General features: G+C 67.0%; 18 protein-coding genes and 1 pseudogene. 13 read left to right on the forward strand and 6 right to left on the reverse strand.

Annotated elements, in window-relative coordinates:
• Genes ACWEFV_RS24175 through ACWEFV_RS24195 form a run of 5 tightly spaced genes read left to right on the forward strand, consistent with a single transcriptional unit; the run spans position 1 to position 5,103 of the window.
• Complete coding sequence (locus ACWEFV_RS24175; RefSeq protein WP_124713630.1) at positions 1-924, forward strand: ABC transporter permease; 924 nt, start codon at positions 1-3, stop codon at positions 922-924.
• Entirely contained in the window at positions 917-1,804 is an 888-nt protein-coding gene (locus tag ACWEFV_RS24180; RefSeq protein WP_135458609.1) for an ABC transporter permease, read from the forward strand. The genes ACWEFV_RS24175 and ACWEFV_RS24180 overlap by 8 nt, the downstream gene beginning before the upstream one ends.
• A complete protein-coding gene (locus ACWEFV_RS24185; RefSeq protein ID WP_450072035.1) occupies positions 1,801-2,805 on the forward strand; it encodes an ABC transporter ATP-binding protein in 1,005 nt (334 codons plus the stop codon). The genes ACWEFV_RS24180 and ACWEFV_RS24185 overlap by 4 nt, the downstream gene beginning before the upstream one ends.
• Entirely contained in the window at positions 2,795-3,847 is a 1,053-nt protein-coding gene (locus ACWEFV_RS24190) for an ABC transporter ATP-binding protein (protein ID WP_450072036.1), read from the forward strand. The genes ACWEFV_RS24185 and ACWEFV_RS24190 overlap by 11 nt, the downstream gene beginning before the upstream one ends.
• Positions 3,844-5,103: a metal-dependent hydrolase family protein gene (locus ACWEFV_RS24195; RefSeq protein ID WP_135458615.1), complete on the forward strand. Its 1,260-nt coding sequence runs from the start codon at positions 3,844-3,846 to the stop codon at positions 5,101-5,103. The genes ACWEFV_RS24190 and ACWEFV_RS24195 overlap by 4 nt, the downstream gene beginning before the upstream one ends.
• A gap of 49 nt (positions 5,104-5,152) precedes the next feature.
• Here ACWEFV_RS24195 and ACWEFV_RS24200 read toward each other — a convergent pair whose 3' ends face one another.
• Together ACWEFV_RS24200 and ACWEFV_RS24205 are read right to left on the reverse strand one after the other, a co-directional pair.
• Positions 5,153-6,547 carry a PH domain-containing protein gene (locus ACWEFV_RS24200; RefSeq protein ID WP_450072085.1) on the reverse strand — a complete coding sequence of 465 codons (1,395 nt, stop codon included), beginning with the start codon at positions 6,545-6,547 and terminating at the stop codon, positions 5,153-5,155.
• A gap of 80 nt (positions 6,548-6,627) precedes the next feature.
• Positions 6,628-7,122 (reverse strand): PH domain-containing protein, encoded by a 495-nt coding sequence (locus ACWEFV_RS24205; protein WP_167857998.1) that lies wholly within the window; start codon positions 7,120-7,122, stop codon positions 6,628-6,630.
• 149 nt (positions 7,123-7,271) lie between these two features.
• Here ACWEFV_RS24205 and ACWEFV_RS24210 point away from each other — a divergent pair, with 149 nt between their 5' ends.
• Genes ACWEFV_RS24210 through ACWEFV_RS24230 form a run of 5 tightly spaced genes read left to right on the forward strand, consistent with a single transcriptional unit; the run spans position 7,272 to position 13,209 of the window.
• Positions 7,272-8,195 (forward strand): SDR family NAD(P)-dependent oxidoreductase, encoded by a 924-nt coding sequence (locus tag ACWEFV_RS24210; RefSeq protein ID WP_450072037.1) that lies wholly within the window; start codon positions 7,272-7,274, stop codon positions 8,193-8,195.
• Between the two features lie 2 nt (positions 8,196-8,197).
• Entirely contained in the window at positions 8,198-9,385 is a 1,188-nt protein-coding gene (moeA, locus tag ACWEFV_RS24215) for a molybdopterin molybdotransferase MoeA (RefSeq protein WP_450072038.1), read from the forward strand.
• Between the two features lie 35 nt (positions 9,386-9,420).
• On the forward strand, positions 9,421-10,119 hold the full coding sequence (locus ACWEFV_RS24220) for a phosphatidylserine decarboxylase (protein WP_450072039.1): 699 nt from the start codon (positions 9,421-9,423) through the stop codon (positions 10,117-10,119).
• The gene (pssA, locus tag ACWEFV_RS24225; protein WP_286175169.1) at positions 10,116-10,997 is read left to right on the forward strand and encodes a CDP-diacylglycerol--serine O-phosphatidyltransferase; all 882 of its coding nucleotides are present in this window, start codon (positions 10,116-10,118) and stop codon (positions 10,995-10,997) included. Before ACWEFV_RS24220 ends, pssA begins: the two co-directional genes overlap by 4 nt.
• A 1-nt stretch (position 10,998) precedes the next feature.
• Complete coding sequence (locus ACWEFV_RS24230; RefSeq protein ID WP_450072040.1) at positions 10,999-13,209, forward strand: AAA family ATPase; 2,211 nt, start codon at positions 10,999-11,001, stop codon at positions 13,207-13,209.
• Between the two features lie 409 nt (positions 13,210-13,618).
• On the opposite strand, the gene ACWEFV_RS24235 is transcribed toward ACWEFV_RS24230, so the two are convergent.
• Both ACWEFV_RS24235 and ACWEFV_RS24240 read right to left on the reverse strand, forming a co-directional pair.
• Positions 13,619-14,071, reverse strand: coding sequence for an SRPBCC family protein (locus tag ACWEFV_RS24235; RefSeq protein ID WP_450072041.1), 453 nt, complete (start codon positions 14,069-14,071; stop codon positions 13,619-13,621).
• A gap of 143 nt (positions 14,072-14,214) precedes the next feature.
• Positions 14,215-14,796: a TetR/AcrR family transcriptional regulator gene (locus ACWEFV_RS24240; RefSeq protein WP_450072042.1), complete on the reverse strand. Its 582-nt coding sequence runs from the start codon at positions 14,794-14,796 to the stop codon at positions 14,215-14,217.
• 21 nt (positions 14,797-14,817) lie between these two features.
• Between ACWEFV_RS24240 and ACWEFV_RS24245 the strand changes: the two genes are divergently transcribed.
• The 3 genes from ACWEFV_RS24245 to ACWEFV_RS24255 are packed head-to-tail and all read left to right on the forward strand — an operon-like array spanning position 14,818 to position 16,208.
• Positions 14,818-15,207, forward strand: a complete 390-nt coding sequence (locus ACWEFV_RS24245) for a hypothetical protein (RefSeq protein WP_450072043.1) — start codon at positions 14,818-14,820, stop codon at positions 15,205-15,207.
• Positions 15,204-15,698: a hypothetical protein gene (locus tag ACWEFV_RS24250; RefSeq protein WP_450072044.1), complete on the forward strand. Its 495-nt coding sequence runs from the start codon at positions 15,204-15,206 to the stop codon at positions 15,696-15,698. The genes ACWEFV_RS24245 and ACWEFV_RS24250 overlap by 4 nt, the downstream gene beginning before the upstream one ends.
• Positions 15,699-15,758: 60 nt before the next feature.
• A complete protein-coding gene (locus ACWEFV_RS24255; RefSeq protein ID WP_450072045.1) occupies positions 15,759-16,208 on the forward strand; it encodes a DUF1707 domain-containing protein in 450 nt (149 codons plus the stop codon).
• On the opposite strand, the pseudogene ACWEFV_RS24260 reads toward ACWEFV_RS24255, so the two are convergent.
• Together ACWEFV_RS24260 and ACWEFV_RS24265 are read right to left on the reverse strand one after the other, a co-directional pair.
• A pseudogene (locus ACWEFV_RS24260) lies at positions 16,175-16,740 on the reverse strand (response regulator); the annotation flags it as partial. The gene ACWEFV_RS24255 and the pseudogene ACWEFV_RS24260 sit on opposite strands and share 34 nt — an antisense overlap.
• 79 nt (positions 16,741-16,819) lie before the next feature.
• The gene (locus ACWEFV_RS24265; RefSeq protein ID WP_450072046.1) at positions 16,820-17,689 is read right to left on the reverse strand and encodes a hypothetical protein; all 870 of its coding nucleotides are present in this window, start codon (positions 17,687-17,689) and stop codon (positions 16,820-16,822) included.
• Positions 17,690-17,692 lie beyond the last annotated feature (3 nt).

Raw genomic sequence — 17,692 nt, forward strand, 5'->3', positions numbered from 1 at the left:
ATGGTCAAATACATCCTCGGTCGCGCGCTGCAAACGCTCGGTGTGGTGTTCGGCGGCACAATGGTGATCTTCGCTCTGGCCTTTGCACTGCCGACCAATCCGGCGGCCGCACTCGCCGGTGAACGAGCCGCGGATCCGGCCTTCGTCGCCGCCATCGAGAGCCGTTACCACCTCAACGAGCCGCTGTGGCGCCAGTACCTGTACTACGTGCAAGGGCTTCTGCATGGAGACTTCGGCCAGACCGTCACCGGCCAGCCGATCGCGCCCATGCTGGCCGAACGGCTCAGTGTCAGTGCACAACTCGCCGCCGTTGCGGTACTCATCGCGTGTGTCCTGGGGATCGGTGCCGGCATGCTGGCCAGCCTCAACCGCCACCGCACCATCGACCACATCGTCCGCGCAGCCACCCTGGCCGGATTGTCCATCCCGTTCTTCGTCATCGCGTTCGTTCTCCAACTCGTCGTCGGCGTAAAGCTCCAGTGGCTTCCCGTGTCGGGTCTGGAGGCCGGATGGAAGAGCTTCCTGTTGCCCGGATTCGTTCTGGCAGTTGCCTCGACGGCCTACATCACACGACTTACGCGATCGCAGCTCATCGAGCAGCTGGACGAGGACTACGTGCGGCTCGCCACGGCGAAGGGGCTCGGACGTTGGCGCGTCGTTCGGCATCACGCGTTGCGAAACAGCCTCATCCCGGTGGTGACGTTTGCCGGCATCGAGTTCGGAGCGCTGTTCGGCGGGGCGGTCATCGTCGAACTCATCTTCAACATCCCCGGCCTGGGACAGGCTCTCGCGCGCGCGATCTACCTCGGCGACAAACCGGCGGTGGTGGGCATCGTGACCGCGATCATCTTGGTCTACGCACTGATCAACCTGGCAATAGACGCCATCTACCTCCTCCTAGACCCGAGGATTCGTCATGCATAACCTCGACCTGTCCGCTCCGCCCGTCGAAGAGCCGGCAGGTGGACACCGACAGCGGTCCTGGACCCAGCTACGTCAGTCCCGGCAGGCGCAGATCGGAGCATTCCTCCTTCTGCTGATGATTGCCCTGGCCGTCATGCCCGGGCTGTTCGCGCCGTACAGCAGCAGCGACTGCTCGCTGAGCGAATCCCTGCTCTCCCCAAGTCCACAACATCTGCTCGGTACCGACCTGCAAGGTTGCGACGTTCTGACGCAATCGATCTACGGCACGAGGGCAAGTCTCACCGTCGGTCTGCTCGTCGCTCTGTTCACCGGACTTCTCGGCGGAGCAATTGGGGCCATCGCCGGCTACGCCGGCGGCTGGATCGACACCGTCCTGACCAAGATGACCGAGATCGCTCTGTCGATCCCGCTGCTCCTGAGCGCGAGCGTGCTCCTGACTCTGGTCGGAAACGGCGGCCTGGCCGCAGTGGTGATCGCGCTGACCCTCAGCGGCTGGCCCCCGGTTGCGCGGATCATGCGTGGGGCCGTGCTCGAGGTCCGGCATCGCGACTTCGTGCTGGCTGCCCGCGCGACGGGCGGAACCCACAGCCGGATCCTTGTGCATCACGTTCTGCGAAACAGCCTGGCGCCCTGGTTCGTTGTCGTGACCACGAACCTCGGACTCTTCATCACCTACGAGTCGATCGTCTCGATGCTCGGCGTAGGGCTCCAACCGCCGACCATCTCGTGGGGCCAGCTCATCTACGACGCTCAGAGCCGCTTCCTCGATGCGCCCCTGCCGCTTCTCGCACCAGCCGGATTTCTCACCGCCGCCGTCTTCGCCTTCATCCTGATCGGCGACTCGCTGCGCGACGCACTCGATCCCAAGGATGCGAAATGAACGCCAAATCGTCCAGTACGCCAGTCGTTTCACCCGAACAGCGCGGGAAATCACAACAACCAGCCCTGATCCTCGACAACCTGCGCGTGTCACTGCGCGACGGCACTCCCCTCCTGCGAGGGGTGGATCTCGAGGTCAAGGCCGGCGAGGGGCTTGCACTTCTCGGCGAGTCCGGTTCGGGAAAGAGCCTCACCGCCCAGGCGGTCATGGGGCTTCTGCCCAAAACCTGCACGGTCGAAGGCCGCATCGAATCAGATGGCCTCGACCTTCGCGGCCTCACCCCACGTCAGATGCAGTCCGTGCGTGGCGCTCGGATCGGTCTCGTCTTCCAGGACTCACTGTCGGCACTGAACCCGGTGCACCGTGTCGGTGCACAGATCGGTGAGGCACTTCGCATCCGGCAGGGACTGTCGCGCACACAGGCCCGAGAGCGCGCATTGGAACTCATGCGCCAAGTCCGCATCCCCGACGCAGAAGCCAGGTACCGAAGCTATCCGCACCAGTTCTCCGGCGGGATGCGCCAGCGGGTCGCCATCGCGATTGCCCTGGCGCAGTCGCCGCGGATCCTGATCGCCGACGAGCCCACCACCGCCCTCGACCCGACGGTGCAATTGCAGATTCTGCACCTGTTGAAGTCACTGCAGGAGCAACTCGGCATGGGCCTGATCCTCATCACCCACGACCTCAAAGCGGCGGCAGCGATCGCTGACCGGGTGGCTGTCATGTACGCGGGCCGCATCGTCGAGACTGGACCGACCCGGTCTCTGCTCGCGCGGCCACACCACCCGTACACCGCAGCCTTGCTACGCGCCATCCCCAGCCCGAACCGGCGCGCAGGGCAGCTCGATGTCCTGCCGGGAGGACCACCCGAACTCACCGCAGGGCTCACCGGATGCCCGTTCAGATTCCGCTGCAGCGAGGCCATCGAGATCTGCTCCACAACCGATCCCGAACTGAGTCCACGAGCCTCTGAGGGAGCGTGTGCGTGCCATGTCGAGTGAAACCCTTTCCAAGCCGGCGACAGAGCCGATGCTGAAATTGCGGGCTGTCCGACGCCACTACAAGGTCGCCCGCGGGTTGGGTCGTCACCAACTGCTCCGCGCCGTCGACGGTGTCGATCTCGAAGTGGTGCGCGGCGAGACCCTCGGTCTGGTCGGCGAATCCGGCTGTGGCAAATCAACGTTGAGCCGGCTCATCGTCGGTCTGGACCGCCCCACCGAAGGTGAGATCCATGTCGGCGGTACCGAGGTCGGCCAGGCCGATCGGCGAACCCGGCGGCAGCTGACGAAAACTGTCCAGATCGTCCTGCAGGATCCCTACACCTCGCTCAATCCCCGGATGAGCGTCGGCGCGATCATCGGCGAACCCCTTGTCGTGCACAAGCTCGGAGACAAGCAGTCGATCCATCGCCGGGTCTCGGAGATGCTTGACCTGGTGGGGCTTTCGGCCAAGGTCGCGAGCCGTTATCCACACGAGTTCTCGGGCGGCCAGCTTCAGCGGATCGGCATTGCGCGCGCACTCGCCGTCAATCCGTCGGTACTCGTCTGCGACGAGCCGGTATCGGCATTGGACGTCCTCGTCCAGGCCCAGATACTGAACCTGCTCGCCCTCGTGCGCGACGAACTCGACTTGACCTGTGTCTTCGTCGCCCACGATCTCGATGTCGTCCGCCAGATCAGTGACCGGATCGCGGTGATGTACCTCGGCAAGATCGTAGAGGTAGGTGATGTCGACACAGTCCTGACGACACCGCAGCACCCCTACACCCAGGCGCTGCTCGGTTCGGTCCCGACCTTGGACGCCGCCGGACGCGGACTGCCGACACCAACACTCATCGGTGACCCCCCGAGTCCGATCCAGCCCCCATCCGGCTGCTCGTTCGAGACGCGTTGCCCGGTGGCAGTCGACGAATGTCGGGTCCGGGCACCGTCTCTCGATCCCGTCGACGGTCACGCCCACCGCGTCTCGTGTCACCTCGTACCCAGCACACCTCGGCGCACGCCGACACACTCCCGGACCCATCAACAGGAAGGTAAGGAATGAATACAGTAGAAACCGAAACCCAATATGCGATACGGGCGAAGCGCGTTCTCGATCCGGAGCGGGACACGTATCTGGAGGATGCCGTTGTCGTCTTGAGCGGCGGCAAGATCGAGTCGGTAGTCGACACTCCCCCGCCCGGTGCCGTGGTCGTCGATCTCGGCGATCGCACGCTGCTGCCCGGTCTCATCGACTGCCACACACATATGCTGCTGCGGCCGGAGGACCAGGTATGGCCTCCTGCAATCCTTTTCAAGACCCAGGTGTACCGCATGATCGAAGGAGTGGCGGCCGCGGCGCGCGCGCTGGAGATCGGCATCACCAGCCAGCGCGACACCGACAACGAGCAGGTCTGGCACGGGGATACGGCCCTACGCGACGCGATCGCCGCCGGCACGGTTCCCGGCCCGCGGATGTGGGTTGCCACCGACGCGATCTCCATCACCGGCGGCGACATGAGGATCGACGACAAGGTCAATCCGGAGCTCAATCTGCCTGATGTCGCGGCGATGGCCGACTCACGGGACGCCTACATCGGCGAGGTTCGCCGCCAGATCAAGATCGGCGCCGACTGGATCAAGATCTACTGCACGAGCACTCGCAAAGATGTCGAGCCAGAGACGATGGAGCCGCTGCATCAGTTCGACATCGAGGATGTTCGAGCAATCGTCAAGGAGGCGAAGCGATTCCGTCGTGACGTCGCCGCGCACGCCTATGGCGGACACGGTGCGCAGGCGGCCATTCACGGCGGCGTGCGCACACTCGAGCACGGTCCACTGCTGCTTGAGGAAGACCTGCAGGCGATGCTCCAGATCGGCACCTACTGGGTACCGACGATGCAGACGTATTACAAGCGCCAGAACACCGATTTCGAGAAGCGCTTCGTCAAGCGACACGAAGGTGCGTTCAAACGAGGCCTCGAACTCGGTGTGAAGATCGCGTTCGGCACCGACATCGGGTCGTTCCCGCACGGGGAACAACTCGACGAGTTCGACTTGATGGTCGAATACGGCATGACGCCATTGCAGGCGATTCAGTCTGCCACCACCGTGGCGGCCGAAGTCCTGCGTCAGGACGGCAAGATCGGCTGCCTGCGGGCCGGCGCATATGCGGACCTGGTCGCCGTCGACGGGGATCCACTGCAGAACATCGCCGATCTGAAAGCGACGTGCTTCGTGATGAAGGAGGGGAAGGTCCACCGGGACGACGATCGGGTCACGACCGACGTCAAAGACCTCGCCTGGGTTCCGTCGCGCTAGCGGCAAAGCGGCCGGCACCGGCACGAATTGCGTGCCGGTGCCGGCCGCATCAACTCTCGACCCAACCGTTGTCGGCCACCCAGGGCGTAGCGGCCACCGCCACCGACCATGCCTGTTCGGCCGGCACGTCGAGCACCCGGTAGTGCTTCTCCCCCGCCGCCGTCGCGGCGATCAGGGTGGCCACCCCGGCGCGACGCTGAAAGAACGTCTGCCGCACCGTCCACCCGATGATCCCGGCGGTGTCCAGGTGATCGCGGCGGCGTTCCAGACTTCCGGCGCGAGCCACCAACCAGCCGTCGCGCACCAGGTGGCCGAGGGACCGCGACCGGTCCGCGGCCACCAGCCCCGAACACCCGACCAACAACACCCACAGCACCCAGGCCCACGCCGGCACCCCGACCAGGAGCATCCCCAACCCGACCACCGCGGGCAGCACGAGGGCACGAGTCCAGCGCCGGCGCATCGCCGCCGGTCCGTGGGTAACCAGCGGTGCTTCCACTACGCCGGGGTTGTGGACCAACTCGGCCAGCACTGATCTGGCGGTGGCCGCAGGGCACGGTGGCAGCAGGAGCGAGGACTCCCCCTCGCCACCGACGCCGGTCATCACCGCATCGAGGCGGGCACCACCGAAGGCACGGACCAGCAATGGCTCACGCAGTGTGCCGCCGCGCATCCGCCGCATGTCGTAGGTGTGTTCCCGCAGCCGCAGCAGGCCGTGCTGCAGGTGCAGTACGTCGGAATCTCTGCGCAGCACCAGATTCCCGTAGGTGAGCAAGGACCGCAACACCGAGAGCACCACCGAGGCCACCAGTACGACCACGACGCCGACCGCCACGCTGATCAGGACGCCCAGGCGTTCTGCGACCGCGATACCGGACTGGGCTATCGCCGAGTTTCGCAGTGCCACACCCACTCCGGCTTGATAGATCACCCCCGTCGCGGCGGCGATCATCGCCAGGCCGGTGAGGCTCAGCGGGCTGTAGCGCAGCCAGGACGGCTGCCACCGGGCCAGCTCCCGGCCCGCCGGAGCATCGGCGACCGGGACGGCATCGGCCAGCAGGATCGCGCGCAGCCTCGGCACCTGCTGCGCCTCGACCGCGTCCAGGGCGAACTGGGTGTCGCCCTTGGCTTCCTGGCCGGTGCTGATCCGCAGCACGGTCAGCCCGAGCAGCCGGTGCAGCAGCCGGGCATCAGTGGACACCGACCGGATCCGGTTGCGCGGCACCGAGAGCACCTTGCGCTGCAACAGCCCGGTGCGCAGTTGCACCTCGTCCGGTTCGATGCGGTAGCTGGTGGTGAACCACCGCGCCAGACCGACGGCGACGGTCAGGGCGATGGCCGCGATCGTCCACCCCGAGTTGCCGGTCGCCGAGCCCAGCACCACCGCGCCGATCAGCAGCGGAATCTGCTGCAGCACTTCATGAACCGGGTGGACCAGGAGCATACGCGGGCTCAGCCGGCGCCATGTCGGCTCGGTGGTCCGCTCGGCGGGCGGCGGCCCGATGGCCGGCTCAGCCGGCGGCGTCACGTGGCGTCCTGTTCACCGATCGCCGCGATGTCGGTCAGCTGCGCCACCACCCGCTCGGCGACGTCGTCATCGAGCGCCACGATCCGCACGGCCCCCGCCGAGGACGCCGTCGTCACCGTCACGTTGGCCAGGCCGAACAACCGGTCCAGCGGACCCCGGTAGGTGTCCACGGTCTGCACCCGGGAGATCGGCGCGATACGACGCTCCTGCACCAGCCACCCGGTGCGGGTGTACACCGCCGGCGTCCCGGACCCGACGTTGATGTCCCACCGGTGCACGCGGTAACGCCACATCGGCACCACCGCGATGAACAGCACCGCGCCCAGGACCGTGACGATCGCGGCCGCGCCGTGCAACCACAGCATCCGAGAGTCGATTGCGAACCAGATCAACTGCGCGAATGCCAGCACCGCCCACGGGACAGCTGCGCTCAACGCCCACACCAGTGGTGCCTTACGGCTCGGCGGCTGGGCCGGATCGATCAATTTCACCGGGCGAACACCGTCTTCCAGTCTGTTTCGTTCCACGCGGACAACGGGATCTGCGGCACGGTTGGACCGCCGGCGGGTTCCGCATGGCTCCCAGACTGCTATGGCGCCGGGGTGCCGTCCAGCACCCAGATTCCGTATGTTCAACACTCATGAGCGCCAATTCCAAATGGACCGAGGCCGACGTCCCCGATCAGTCCGGCCGGGTCGCGATCGTCACCGGCTCCAACACCGGTCTGGGCTACGAGACTGCCCGTGTGCTCGCCACCAGAGGCGCGCACGTCGTCATCGCGGTACGCAACCTGGACAAGGGCCGTCAGGCCGTCGACCAGATCACCGCCGCCGTACCGAAGGCCGACCTCAAACTGCAGCAGCTGGATGTGGGCTCGCTGGATTCGGTCCGGACCGCTGCCGACGAGCTCAAGGCCGCCTATCCGCGCATCGACCTGCTGATCAACAACGCAGGCGTGATGTACCCGCCGAAGCAGACCACCGTCGACGGTTTCGAGCTGCAGTTCGGCACGAACCACCTCGGCGCGTTCGCTCTGACCGGACTGCTGCTGGATCACCTGCTCCCGGTGGACGGATCGCGCGTCGTCGCGGTCGCCAGCATCGCCCACGACATCCAGGCCGGCATCCACTTCGACGACCTGCAGTGGGAACGCAGCTACAACCGCGTCGCCGCGTACGGGCAGTCCAAGCTGTCGAACCTGTTGTTCACCTACGAGCTGCAGCGGCGTCTGGCTGCCAAGAACGAGCCGACGATCGCCGTGGCCGCTCATCCTGGGATCTCGGACACCGAACTCACGCGGCACATCCCCGGCGCCGGGCTGCCGGGCGTCAGCAAGATCACCACCCTCCTCGTCAACAGCGCGCTGAAGGGCGCGCTGGCCACCTTGCGCGCCGCAACCGATCCCGGCGTGCGGGGCGGCCAGTACTACGGACCGGACGGGTTCCGGGAACTCCGCGGCTACCCGAAGCTCGTGACCTCCAGCAAGCAGTCGCATGACGAGGAGCTGCAGCGCCGGCTGTGGGCGGTGTCCGAAGAGCTCACCGGCGTCAGCTTCCCGGTGTGATGATGCGGACCGTCGAAGAACACCAGAAGGTGGTCGCGGGTCTGATCAAATCCCGCGCACCGCAAGATCTTCCGCTGAACGACGCGCTCGGACTGGTGCTGGCCACCGATGTCGTCGCCCCGCTCTCCCTGCCCGGCTTCGACAACTCCGCGATGGACGGCTACGCCGTCGTCGCCGATGACGTCGCGGACGCCACCGAGGACACCCCGGTGCGGTTGCCGGTCGCCGAGGACATCCCGGCCGGGCGCACGGACCCGCTGACGCTGCAGCCGGGAACCGCGCACCGCATCATGACCGGGGCTCCGCTGCCGTCCGGTGCCACCGCAGTGGTCCCGGTCGAGGCCACCGACGGGGCGACGGACACGGTGACGATCCGCGCGGCCGCCCGGGGTGGCCAGCACATCCGCCGTGCCGGTGAGGACGTCACCGCGGGGACGGCGGTGCTGCGCGCCGGTCAGGTGATCACCCCGGCCGCTCTCGGACTGGCCGCGGCGCTGGGACTGGCCACCTTGCCCGTGCTGCCGCCGCAACGCGTCATGGTGATGTCCACCGGCACCGAGCTCGTGGCTCCGGGCACCGAACTGCAACCGGGCCAGATCTACGAGTCGAATGCGGTGATGCTGGCCGCGGCGGTCCGCGACGCCGGCGCCCAGGCGACGATCGCCCCGATGTCCGCCGACGACGTCGACGCCTTCCGCGCCGCGCTGACCGCGCACGCCGGCGATGCCGATCTGATCATCACCACCGGCGGGGTGAGCGCGGGCGCGTACGAGGTGGTCAAGGACTCACTGTCGGATCAGGTGGAGTTCGTGAAGGTGGCGATGCAGCCCGGCATGCCGCAGGGCGCGGGCACCGTCGACGGAGTGCCGATCATCACGCTGCCCGGCAACCCGGTCAGCGCGCTGGTTTCTTTCGAGGTGTTCGTCCGTTCACCGTTACGTGCCGCGATGGGCCTCGCCGAACCCGACCGGCCGCGACGCACCGCACAGCTGACCGAAGATCTGACGTCGCCGCGCGGAAAACGGCAGTTCCGGCGGGGTGTGCTGACCGGAGATTCGGTGAGCAGCTACGGTCCGCCGGCCTCGCATCATCTGCGTTGGCTCGCCTCGGCGAACTGTCTGTTGGAGATCGGCGAGGACATCACCGAACTCACGGCCGGGTCGACGGTTCCCGTCTGGGACCTGAGCTAGCAATCCCGACGCCGCCCGCACGTAGAATCCTCCCGATGGCCAGACGCCCCGACCTCCAGTCCGGACCAGAACGCCTTGCGGCGCTGGTGCGATCCAGTGTTCCGCCGATGCATTCGGCGGGCCTACCGTTTGTCGGCGCCAGCCTCGCCGTCGCGGCCCTGGGCCGCAAGCACCGCTGGGTGCGACGGGCCGGCCTGCTGGCCGCCGGGGCGAACGCGGCGTTCTTCCGCCACCCGCCCCGGGTACCGCCGACCCGCCCCGGCGTCGTGGTCGCCCCCGCCGACGGGCTGGTGTGCCTGGTCGAAGAAGCGGCGCCGCCGTCGGAACTCGGCCTGCCCGATACCCCGCGGCCGCGGATCAGCATCTTCCTGTCGGTCCTCGACGCACATGTGCAACGGGCGCCGATCGGCGGTGACGTGGTGGCCGTGCAGCACCGCCCCGGGCGCTTCCATTCGGCCGAGCTCGAAGCCGCGAGCGAGGACAACGAACGCAACAGCGTCGTCATCCGCACCCCTGAGGGTGCCGAGGTGATCGCCGTGCAGATCGCCGGGCTCATCGCCCGGCGCATCGTGTGCGACGCGCACGTCGGCGACAAGCTCGACATCGGCGAGACCTACGGGTTGATCCGGTTCGGCTCCCGGCTGGACACCTACCTGCCTGCTGGTTCGAAACTGCTCGTCACCCGGAGCCAGCGGACGCTGGCCGGAGAAACCGTCCTGGCGGAGTTGCCATGATCAAACCCCGCATGCGACCCCCGTCGTTGATCAAGGGACGCATGAAACCGCCGCCGTTCAGCGTGCGGATGCTGCCCAGTGCCATGACGGTGGCCGCCATCTGCCTGGGCTTGTCGGCGATCAAGATGGCCCTCGACAACCGGCCCACCGAGTCGATGGCGTTCCTGGCGGTCGCAGCGATCCTCGACGCGCTCGACGGCCGGGTCGCGCGGATGCTCAATGCCACCTCCAAGATGGGCGAGGAGATCGACTCCCTGGCCGACGCGGTGAATTTCGGTGTCGCCCCGGCCCTCATCGTCTACGGCACCCTGCTGTCGCACTCGCGGGTCGGGTGGATCGTGGTGCTGCTCTACGCGGTGTGCATCGTGTTGCGGCTGGCCCGGTTCAACGCATTGCTCGACGTGGATCAGCCTGCGTACGAGAAGGAGTACTTCGTCGGGATGCCCGCCCCGGCGGGTGCGCTCGGCGCGATCGGACCGCTGGCGGCCAAGATGCAGTTCGGCGACGGTTGGTGGACCAGCGAGTGGGCCGTGTCGATCTGGATGATCGGCGTCTCGCTGCTGGTGGTCAGCCGGATCCCGATGCGCAAGATCCACACGTTCGCGGTGCCGCCGAACATGGTGGCGCCCTTGCTCGCCCTGGTCGCGATCGGCGTGGCGGCGTCCGTCTTCTACGGCTACATCGTGATCATGGTGATCATCGTGGCCTACGTGATCCACATCCCGTTCGCGGTACGCACCAAGAAGTGGGTGGCCAGCCACCCCGAATCATGGGACGACAAACCGCAACAGCGCCGTGCGACGCGGCGCGCGATTCGCCGGGCACAGCCGCACCGCCGGTCGATGGCCCGCCTGGGACTGCGGAAGCCGGGCCGCTGACATGTCGCAGCTCGAGGTCGATGATGATCACGCGCTCGGGCATCTGCGTCTGACGGCACGGCTGAACACCTCGGCACTCGACTCGCGTCGCGGGGTGGTCCGGCTGCATCCGGAGGCGATCGCCGCCCTGGGAATCCGCGAGTGGGACGCGATCTCGCTGACCGGGTCCCGCACCACCGCCGCAGTCGTCGGCATCGCCCCCGGCGGTACCCCGACCGGAACCGCCCTGCTCGACGACGTCACGTTGTCCAACGCCGGGGTGCGCGAAACCGCCACGGTGATCGTGGCGCCGGTGACGGTGTACGGCGCCAGGGCCGTCACGGTGAGCGGGTCGAGGCTGGCGACCGACTCGATTTCGTCGGCGACGCTGCGCCAGGCGCTGCTGGGCAAGGTGATGACGGTCGGCGACACGGTGTCGCTGCTGCCCCGCGATCTGGGGCCGGGAACGTCGACTTCGGCGGCCACTGCGGCGCTGGCGTCGTCGGTGGGCATCACCTGGACCTCGGAGCTGCTGACGGTAACGGGGGTCGATCCGTCCGGACCCGTGAGCATTCAACCGAATTCGGTGGTGTCGTGGGGATCGGGCCTCGAGCCGAGCACATCGGATTCCACCGGGGCGCACACGATCAGCCCCGCGCGCGCCGAGCCGGCGGTCAGCTTCGATGACCTCAAGGGCTCCCATACCCAGGCCCGCAAGCTCACCGAATGGCTCAAGCTGTCGCTCGATGAACCTCAACTTCTCGAAACCCTGGGCGCCACACCGAATCTCGGTGTTCTGGTAACCGGTCCCGCCGGCGTCGGCAAGGCAACGATGGTGCGGACGGTATGCGCCGAGCGGCGGTTGGTGGAACTCGACGGGCCGCAGGTGGGGGCACTGGCCGCCGACGACCGGTTGCGCCGGATATCCGATGCGGTCGCCACGGTGCGCGACGGTGGTGGGGTGCTGCTGATCTCCGACATCGACGCCCTGCTGCCGGCCTCCACAGACCGGGGCCCCGAACCGGTCGCGGCCCTGATCATCGCCGAACTACGTGAGGCCGTGGGAACCCGCGGCGTGGCGTTCATCGCGACGTCGGCCGTTCCGGTCGGGGTGGACCCCCGACTGCGGGCGCCCGATCTGTGTGACCGTGAGCTCGCCCTGACCCTGCCCGATGCCGCCACCCGCAAGGCGCTGCTGGAGGTGCTGCTGCGCGGCGTTCCGGCCGCCGAGTTGGATCTGGGTCAGATCGCGGACCGCACACCAGGTTTCGTGGTTGCGGATCTCGCCGCCCTGGTCCGAGAGGGCGCGCTGCGGGCCGCATCGCGGGCCAGCGCCGACGGCAACGAACCGGTCCTGTGGCAGGAGGACCTGGCCGGGGCGCTGACCGTGATCCGCCCGCTGTCGAGGTCCGCGACCGAAGAGGTGTCGGTCGGCTCGGTGACGCTCGACGACGTCGGCGACATGGTCGAGACCAAACAGGCCCTCACCGAGGCGGTGTTGTGGCCGCTGCAGCACCCTGACACGTTCCAGCGGCTCGGCGTGCAGCCACCGCGTGGTGTGCTGCTGTACGGCCCGCCCGGCTGTGGCAAGACCTTCGTGGTGCGGGCCCTGGCGAGTTCCGGGAAGCTCTCGGTGCACGCCGTCAAAGGTGCTGAGCTGATGGACAAGTGGGTCGGCTCATCCGAGAAGGCGGTGCGCGAACTGTTCGCCCGGGCGCGTGACTCGGCGCCGTCACTGGTGTTCCTCGACGAGATCGACGCGCTGGCGCCCCGGCGCGGGCAGAGCTTCGATTCCGGGGTGACCGACCGCGTGGTGGCCGCCCTGCTGACCGAACTCGACGGCATCGAACCGATGAACGACGTCGTCGTGCTGGGTGCGACGAACCGCCCCGACCTCATCGACCCCGCGCTGCTGCGGCCGGGACGGTTGGAGAAACTGGTGTTCGTCGAGCCGCCGGATGCCGATGCGCGCCGCGAAATCCTGCGCACCGCAGGCAAATCCATTCCGCTGGCCCCCGATGTCGACCTCGACGCCCTGGCTTCCGAGCTGGATGGCTACAGCGCGGCCGATTGCGCGGCGCTGCTGCGGGAGGCGGCCTTGACGGCGATGCGCCGGTCCATCGATGCCGCGGATGTCACCGCGGCCGATGTCGCCAAGGCTCGCGAGACCGTGCGGCCGTCATTGGATGCAGCGCAGGTGGAGTCCTTGCGGGAGTTCGCCGCGGGGCGCTGACACTGCGGAGCGCGGGTCCCCGCCCGCCTATCCCCACTCGCCCGGCCCCGCCGCGAGTCACGAGTGCCCCAGGCGTCACGGCGCCGAACCGCCCCCTCGATCTGCCCGCCTACGCGCGACAATCGAGCGACAATCGCCTCTTGAGCCGCTCACGCAACACCGTCCACGAATGCGGCAACCTCACCTGGCACTCGTTCCTCTGGAACCACGACAGCCTCACCTGTCCAGCGCCCGACTAAGAGCGACACTGTCGCTGATAGGCGGGCAAGCCGAAATCTGTGGCAGGCGAGGTGGAATGGGATCCGCGTGACGCGAGTAATGATCACTTTCGTGACGGAAGGTGCCACCGTGATGCAGGTGGCGATTGTCGCTCGATTGTCGCTCATAGGCGGGCACATCGACACCCGCTCTACTCGGCGATCGCCGCCAAGCGGTCGATCGATCCCTGCAGCTTGTCCGCGGTGGTCGCGCGTGCGCGCACCAGCCGCTTCTCATCGTTGAGCTGCGTCCAGTCGTAGGTGTGAGTGACCAGAGTTCGGTTGTCGCCCAACGGTTCCAGCTCCCAGCGCCAGAGATGGCCGGGCGGCTCTTTGCCGACTTCCGACGGCTGCCATGCGATACGCCGGCCCTCTTCGAACTCCACGACGCGGTTCTCGCGGTCGCCGCCCTGGCTGATCGTCATGACGAACATGTCGCCGGCCGCACGGACCCGCTGCCCGGAAGGCGCCACCGCCAAATTGTCATTGCCATCCCAGCGAGGCTGTTGGGACGGGTCGGCGATCAGCTCGAAGATCACCTCTGCCGGTGCGGCGATCTCGCGACTTGCTGCGACAACCCTTGAAGCGTCGGCCTTGTCATCCATGGCCCAGACGATACCCAGTTTCCTACGTTGCCGGCGTGACGAGTGTGCAGCCTGTCGCGACGAAATGCCCGAAATCCCCTCAAGAAAACACACATTCGTCACAGTGGCTCGTACAGGAGATCACCGGCGAAGACGAACACAATTCACCGAACCAGCAACTTCCGGATCGCCTCGGCCAGGTCCTCCTCCATCCACACCGGCAACTCGGCATCGTTGGCGTGGCGGCGCACCATCGCATAGGGCAGGTCGACGACGGCGCGTGCCATCGCATCCATCGTGCGCGCATCGTCGTTGCCGTAGATGCCGCGCGCCAGATCACGCAACCGCTCCCCCAGTGGCATGTTCATCGCCGCCAGCGTGGCGGTGAACTCCGCATCGGGGGCGCCGTCGAGCAGGTCACGGGGCCGGATGGTCAGCAGTAAGCGGGCATCTTCGGGGACCTCCCGGGCGAAGTCCACCGCAGCGACGCCCATCGCGACTGCCGCCTCCACCGCGTCGTCCGCGGTGGCCGCCATCGCGCGGGACTGAAACCGCTCCAGCGCCCGCAGCCAGGCCGCGGTCAACACCCCATTGCGATTGCCGAACCGGTGATACAGCGTGCCCGCCGGGGCCCCGCTGACCTTGGCAATCGCCGCAACGCTTGCAGCCCTTGGCCCTTCGGCGAGCACCAACGCCCGCGTGGCATCCAAGATTGCGTCGGTTTCATGCTTCCGCGGAGGCGCCATGATCTAGTACAGTCCTTCTATATGGAACGTTTACCCTATATCGACGAGCATGCCATAACCGTCGACGCCGACGCTGCTACGACATGGGCCGCCGTCCTGCGAACGATGTGCGGTGACCCCGCCGAACCGCGCGCCCCATTCGGATTCGCCATCGGTGAGTGCACGCCGCGCCAACGCCTGGTCCTCAAGGGCCGCCACCCCTTCTCGATCTACGAATGGGTCTTCGAGCTGGATGATCTCGGCCCACATCGCACGCGGGTGCGCTCTCAAACCTGGGCAGCCTTTCCGGGTATCCACGGCAAGATCTACCGCGCCCTGGTGATCGGCTCGGGCGGCCACGCGGTGGCGGTCCGCCATATACTCAAACGCATTGCGGGACAACTACGCCCGCGCCCGGACGTACTGGCGTGATCCTGAATTGGGGCGCCACGACCCAAGAGCGCAACGCCACTCTTCCGTGCGACGCCCTGACCCCGGCCACCGCACTCTCCGCCGACCGGGCGATCAGCATCGACGCGCCGCCGTCGACCGTGTTCGGCTGGCTCTGCCAGTTGCGCGTCGCGCCGTACAGCTACGACCTCATCGACAACTTCGGCCGGCGCAGTCCGCGCACGCGGAACGCCGAACTGACCCAGCTCCGAACCGGCCAACGCTTCATGCAGATTTTCACGCTGCGCTCATTCGCCGAAGACGAGCAAGTGACGTTGCAGTCCGGGAAGGTCGCGGTCACCTATGCCGTGCACCCCGAGGCCGCGGGCACCCGACTGCACGTGCGGGTGCGCTTCGGTGGTCCACGACCCCTGGGCTGGGTGATGGCCGTGGGCGACGTGGTGATGATGCGGAAACAGCTCCTCACCCTGCGCGACCTGGCCGAACAGGAAACAACCGACATTGCATCTTGACGCTGACAAGTTCCAGTGGGATAGTTCAACTTGTCACTGACTAGATTCACGGGAGTTGAGATGGCCGACACCGCCCTACACACCGTTGACACCGCCCGAGCCGGCGACCGGGAGCGTGAACGGACCGCCAACGACCTCGGCCAGGCCCTCACCCAGGGCTACCTGACCATGCCCGAGTACGAGGATCGGCTGCAGTCGACCTTCCAGGCGCAGACCACCCATGAACTGCGCGCGCTCGTCGCCGACCTACCCGTCAACCGCCTGCGGCGTCACGACCCGCGCCGCCGCGCCGCCCAACAGCGGGCAGCCCGGATGAGCGTCGGAATCCACGTGGCCGCCTACCTCGCCGGCTCCCTCCTGATGCTCGGCATCTGGCTGGCCGTCGGACTCGGCGGTGGTGGCTGGTACTTCTGGCCGGTCTGGCCGATCATGGGTTGGGGCATCGGCGTTGTGTCACACGCCATTCCGATTTGGGCTCACGGTTCGATGAGCCCGGCACGGATCGCATAGCGCGTCAGCGCCAGCCGATCCCGGAGGCCGAGTTTGGCCAGGATGTTGGTTCGGTGCCGATCCACTGTCTTGGCGCTGATGGTCAGCGTCGCGGCGATCTCCCGGGTCGAATAGCCCTCGGCGATCAACTTGAGCACCCCTCCTCCCGTGGCGTCAGGATGGTTTCGGGCAACTCGCCGCCCTGGCGTGACCGGTGCAGATAGTCGCGGATCAGCGCCGTCACCGCACCGGCGTACAGGAACGGCTCCCCGCGCATGGTCGCCCGGCAGGCCTCCAACAGGTCGCGGTCGGCCACGGACTTCAGCACATACCCGGACGCCCCGGCCTTGAGTGCCTCGAAAAAGTACTGTTCGTTGTCGTACATCGACAGGATCAGAATCCGCACGTGCGAATGCGTTCGGTTGATCTCACGGGCAGCCTGCAACCCGGTCATCCGCGGCATCGCGATGTCAAGGATCGCCAGGTCGACCGGCGTCGCGTCCAGAGCGGTCAGGGCCTCGTACCCGTCGGCAGCCTCGGTCACCGCGCTCAGTACCGCCCTGGCCTGGGGATACGTCTGGCTGCGGTACTTCTGAGGTGCGATTTCACCGAGGCTGTAGTCAGGGACAAAATCAGGCCGACTTTTGTCCCTCATTACAGTCTCGATGCCAGCCGCGGCTTCGCAGTGCTCGTTCGACTCGGGCGACGACGTCCGCGATGTTGTCCTCGGCGATCACGCGGATAACGATCCACCCCATGGCCTCCAGCTTGCGCAACGTCTTCTGGTCCTGCACATAGCGTTTGCGATCAGACTGATGGAACTTGCCGTCGTAGTTGACGCCGACTTTGAACTGTTCCCAGCCCATGTCCAAGATCGCGACGATGCGGCCCCGCCCCTCGATCACCATGATCTGGGTTTCGTCGGGCGGCATTCCGGCGTCAGTCAGTTGCAGGCGCAGCCATGTTTCCCGCGGCGAATCGGCACCCCGGTCGACCAGTGGCAGCGCGGCTTTCAACGCTCGAATCCCCCGGACGCTTGGATAGCGCTCGATGAGCGGGGTGACGTCGTCGACGGTAACCCGCAGGGTCCAGGCCAGTGCATCGATCCGTGCGACGGCCTCGTCGCGAGGGAAATGACGGCCCAGGTCGAAGACGGTGCGCGCCGGCGTGGTGACCGGCAGGCCCACGACCCGTTTGATCTCGTCGTCGGCAAGGGTCTCGTTGCGCACGACCAAACCCGCCGGCGGCCGGGTGTTGTTCCAGACGAGCTCGATGGGGATATCGGCGTCCACGTACGACGCCCCGTGCAGCGCCGACGCGGCGACGCCGGCAATAACTGCCCGACGGCCCGACCACAGCCACGCACCAATTGTCCGGTCGCGCAGCGTCGGTTCCCCTCGTGCATATACGTCCGGAAACAGCCTCTGGTAGTGGTGTCGAAGCTCGTTGCGCGTGACGAGTTGTTTGGCCAACGCCTCACTGCCGATCAACACCCCACCCATGGC

It is taken from the genome of Mycobacterium sp. NPDC004974 (genome assembly GCF_053600815.1).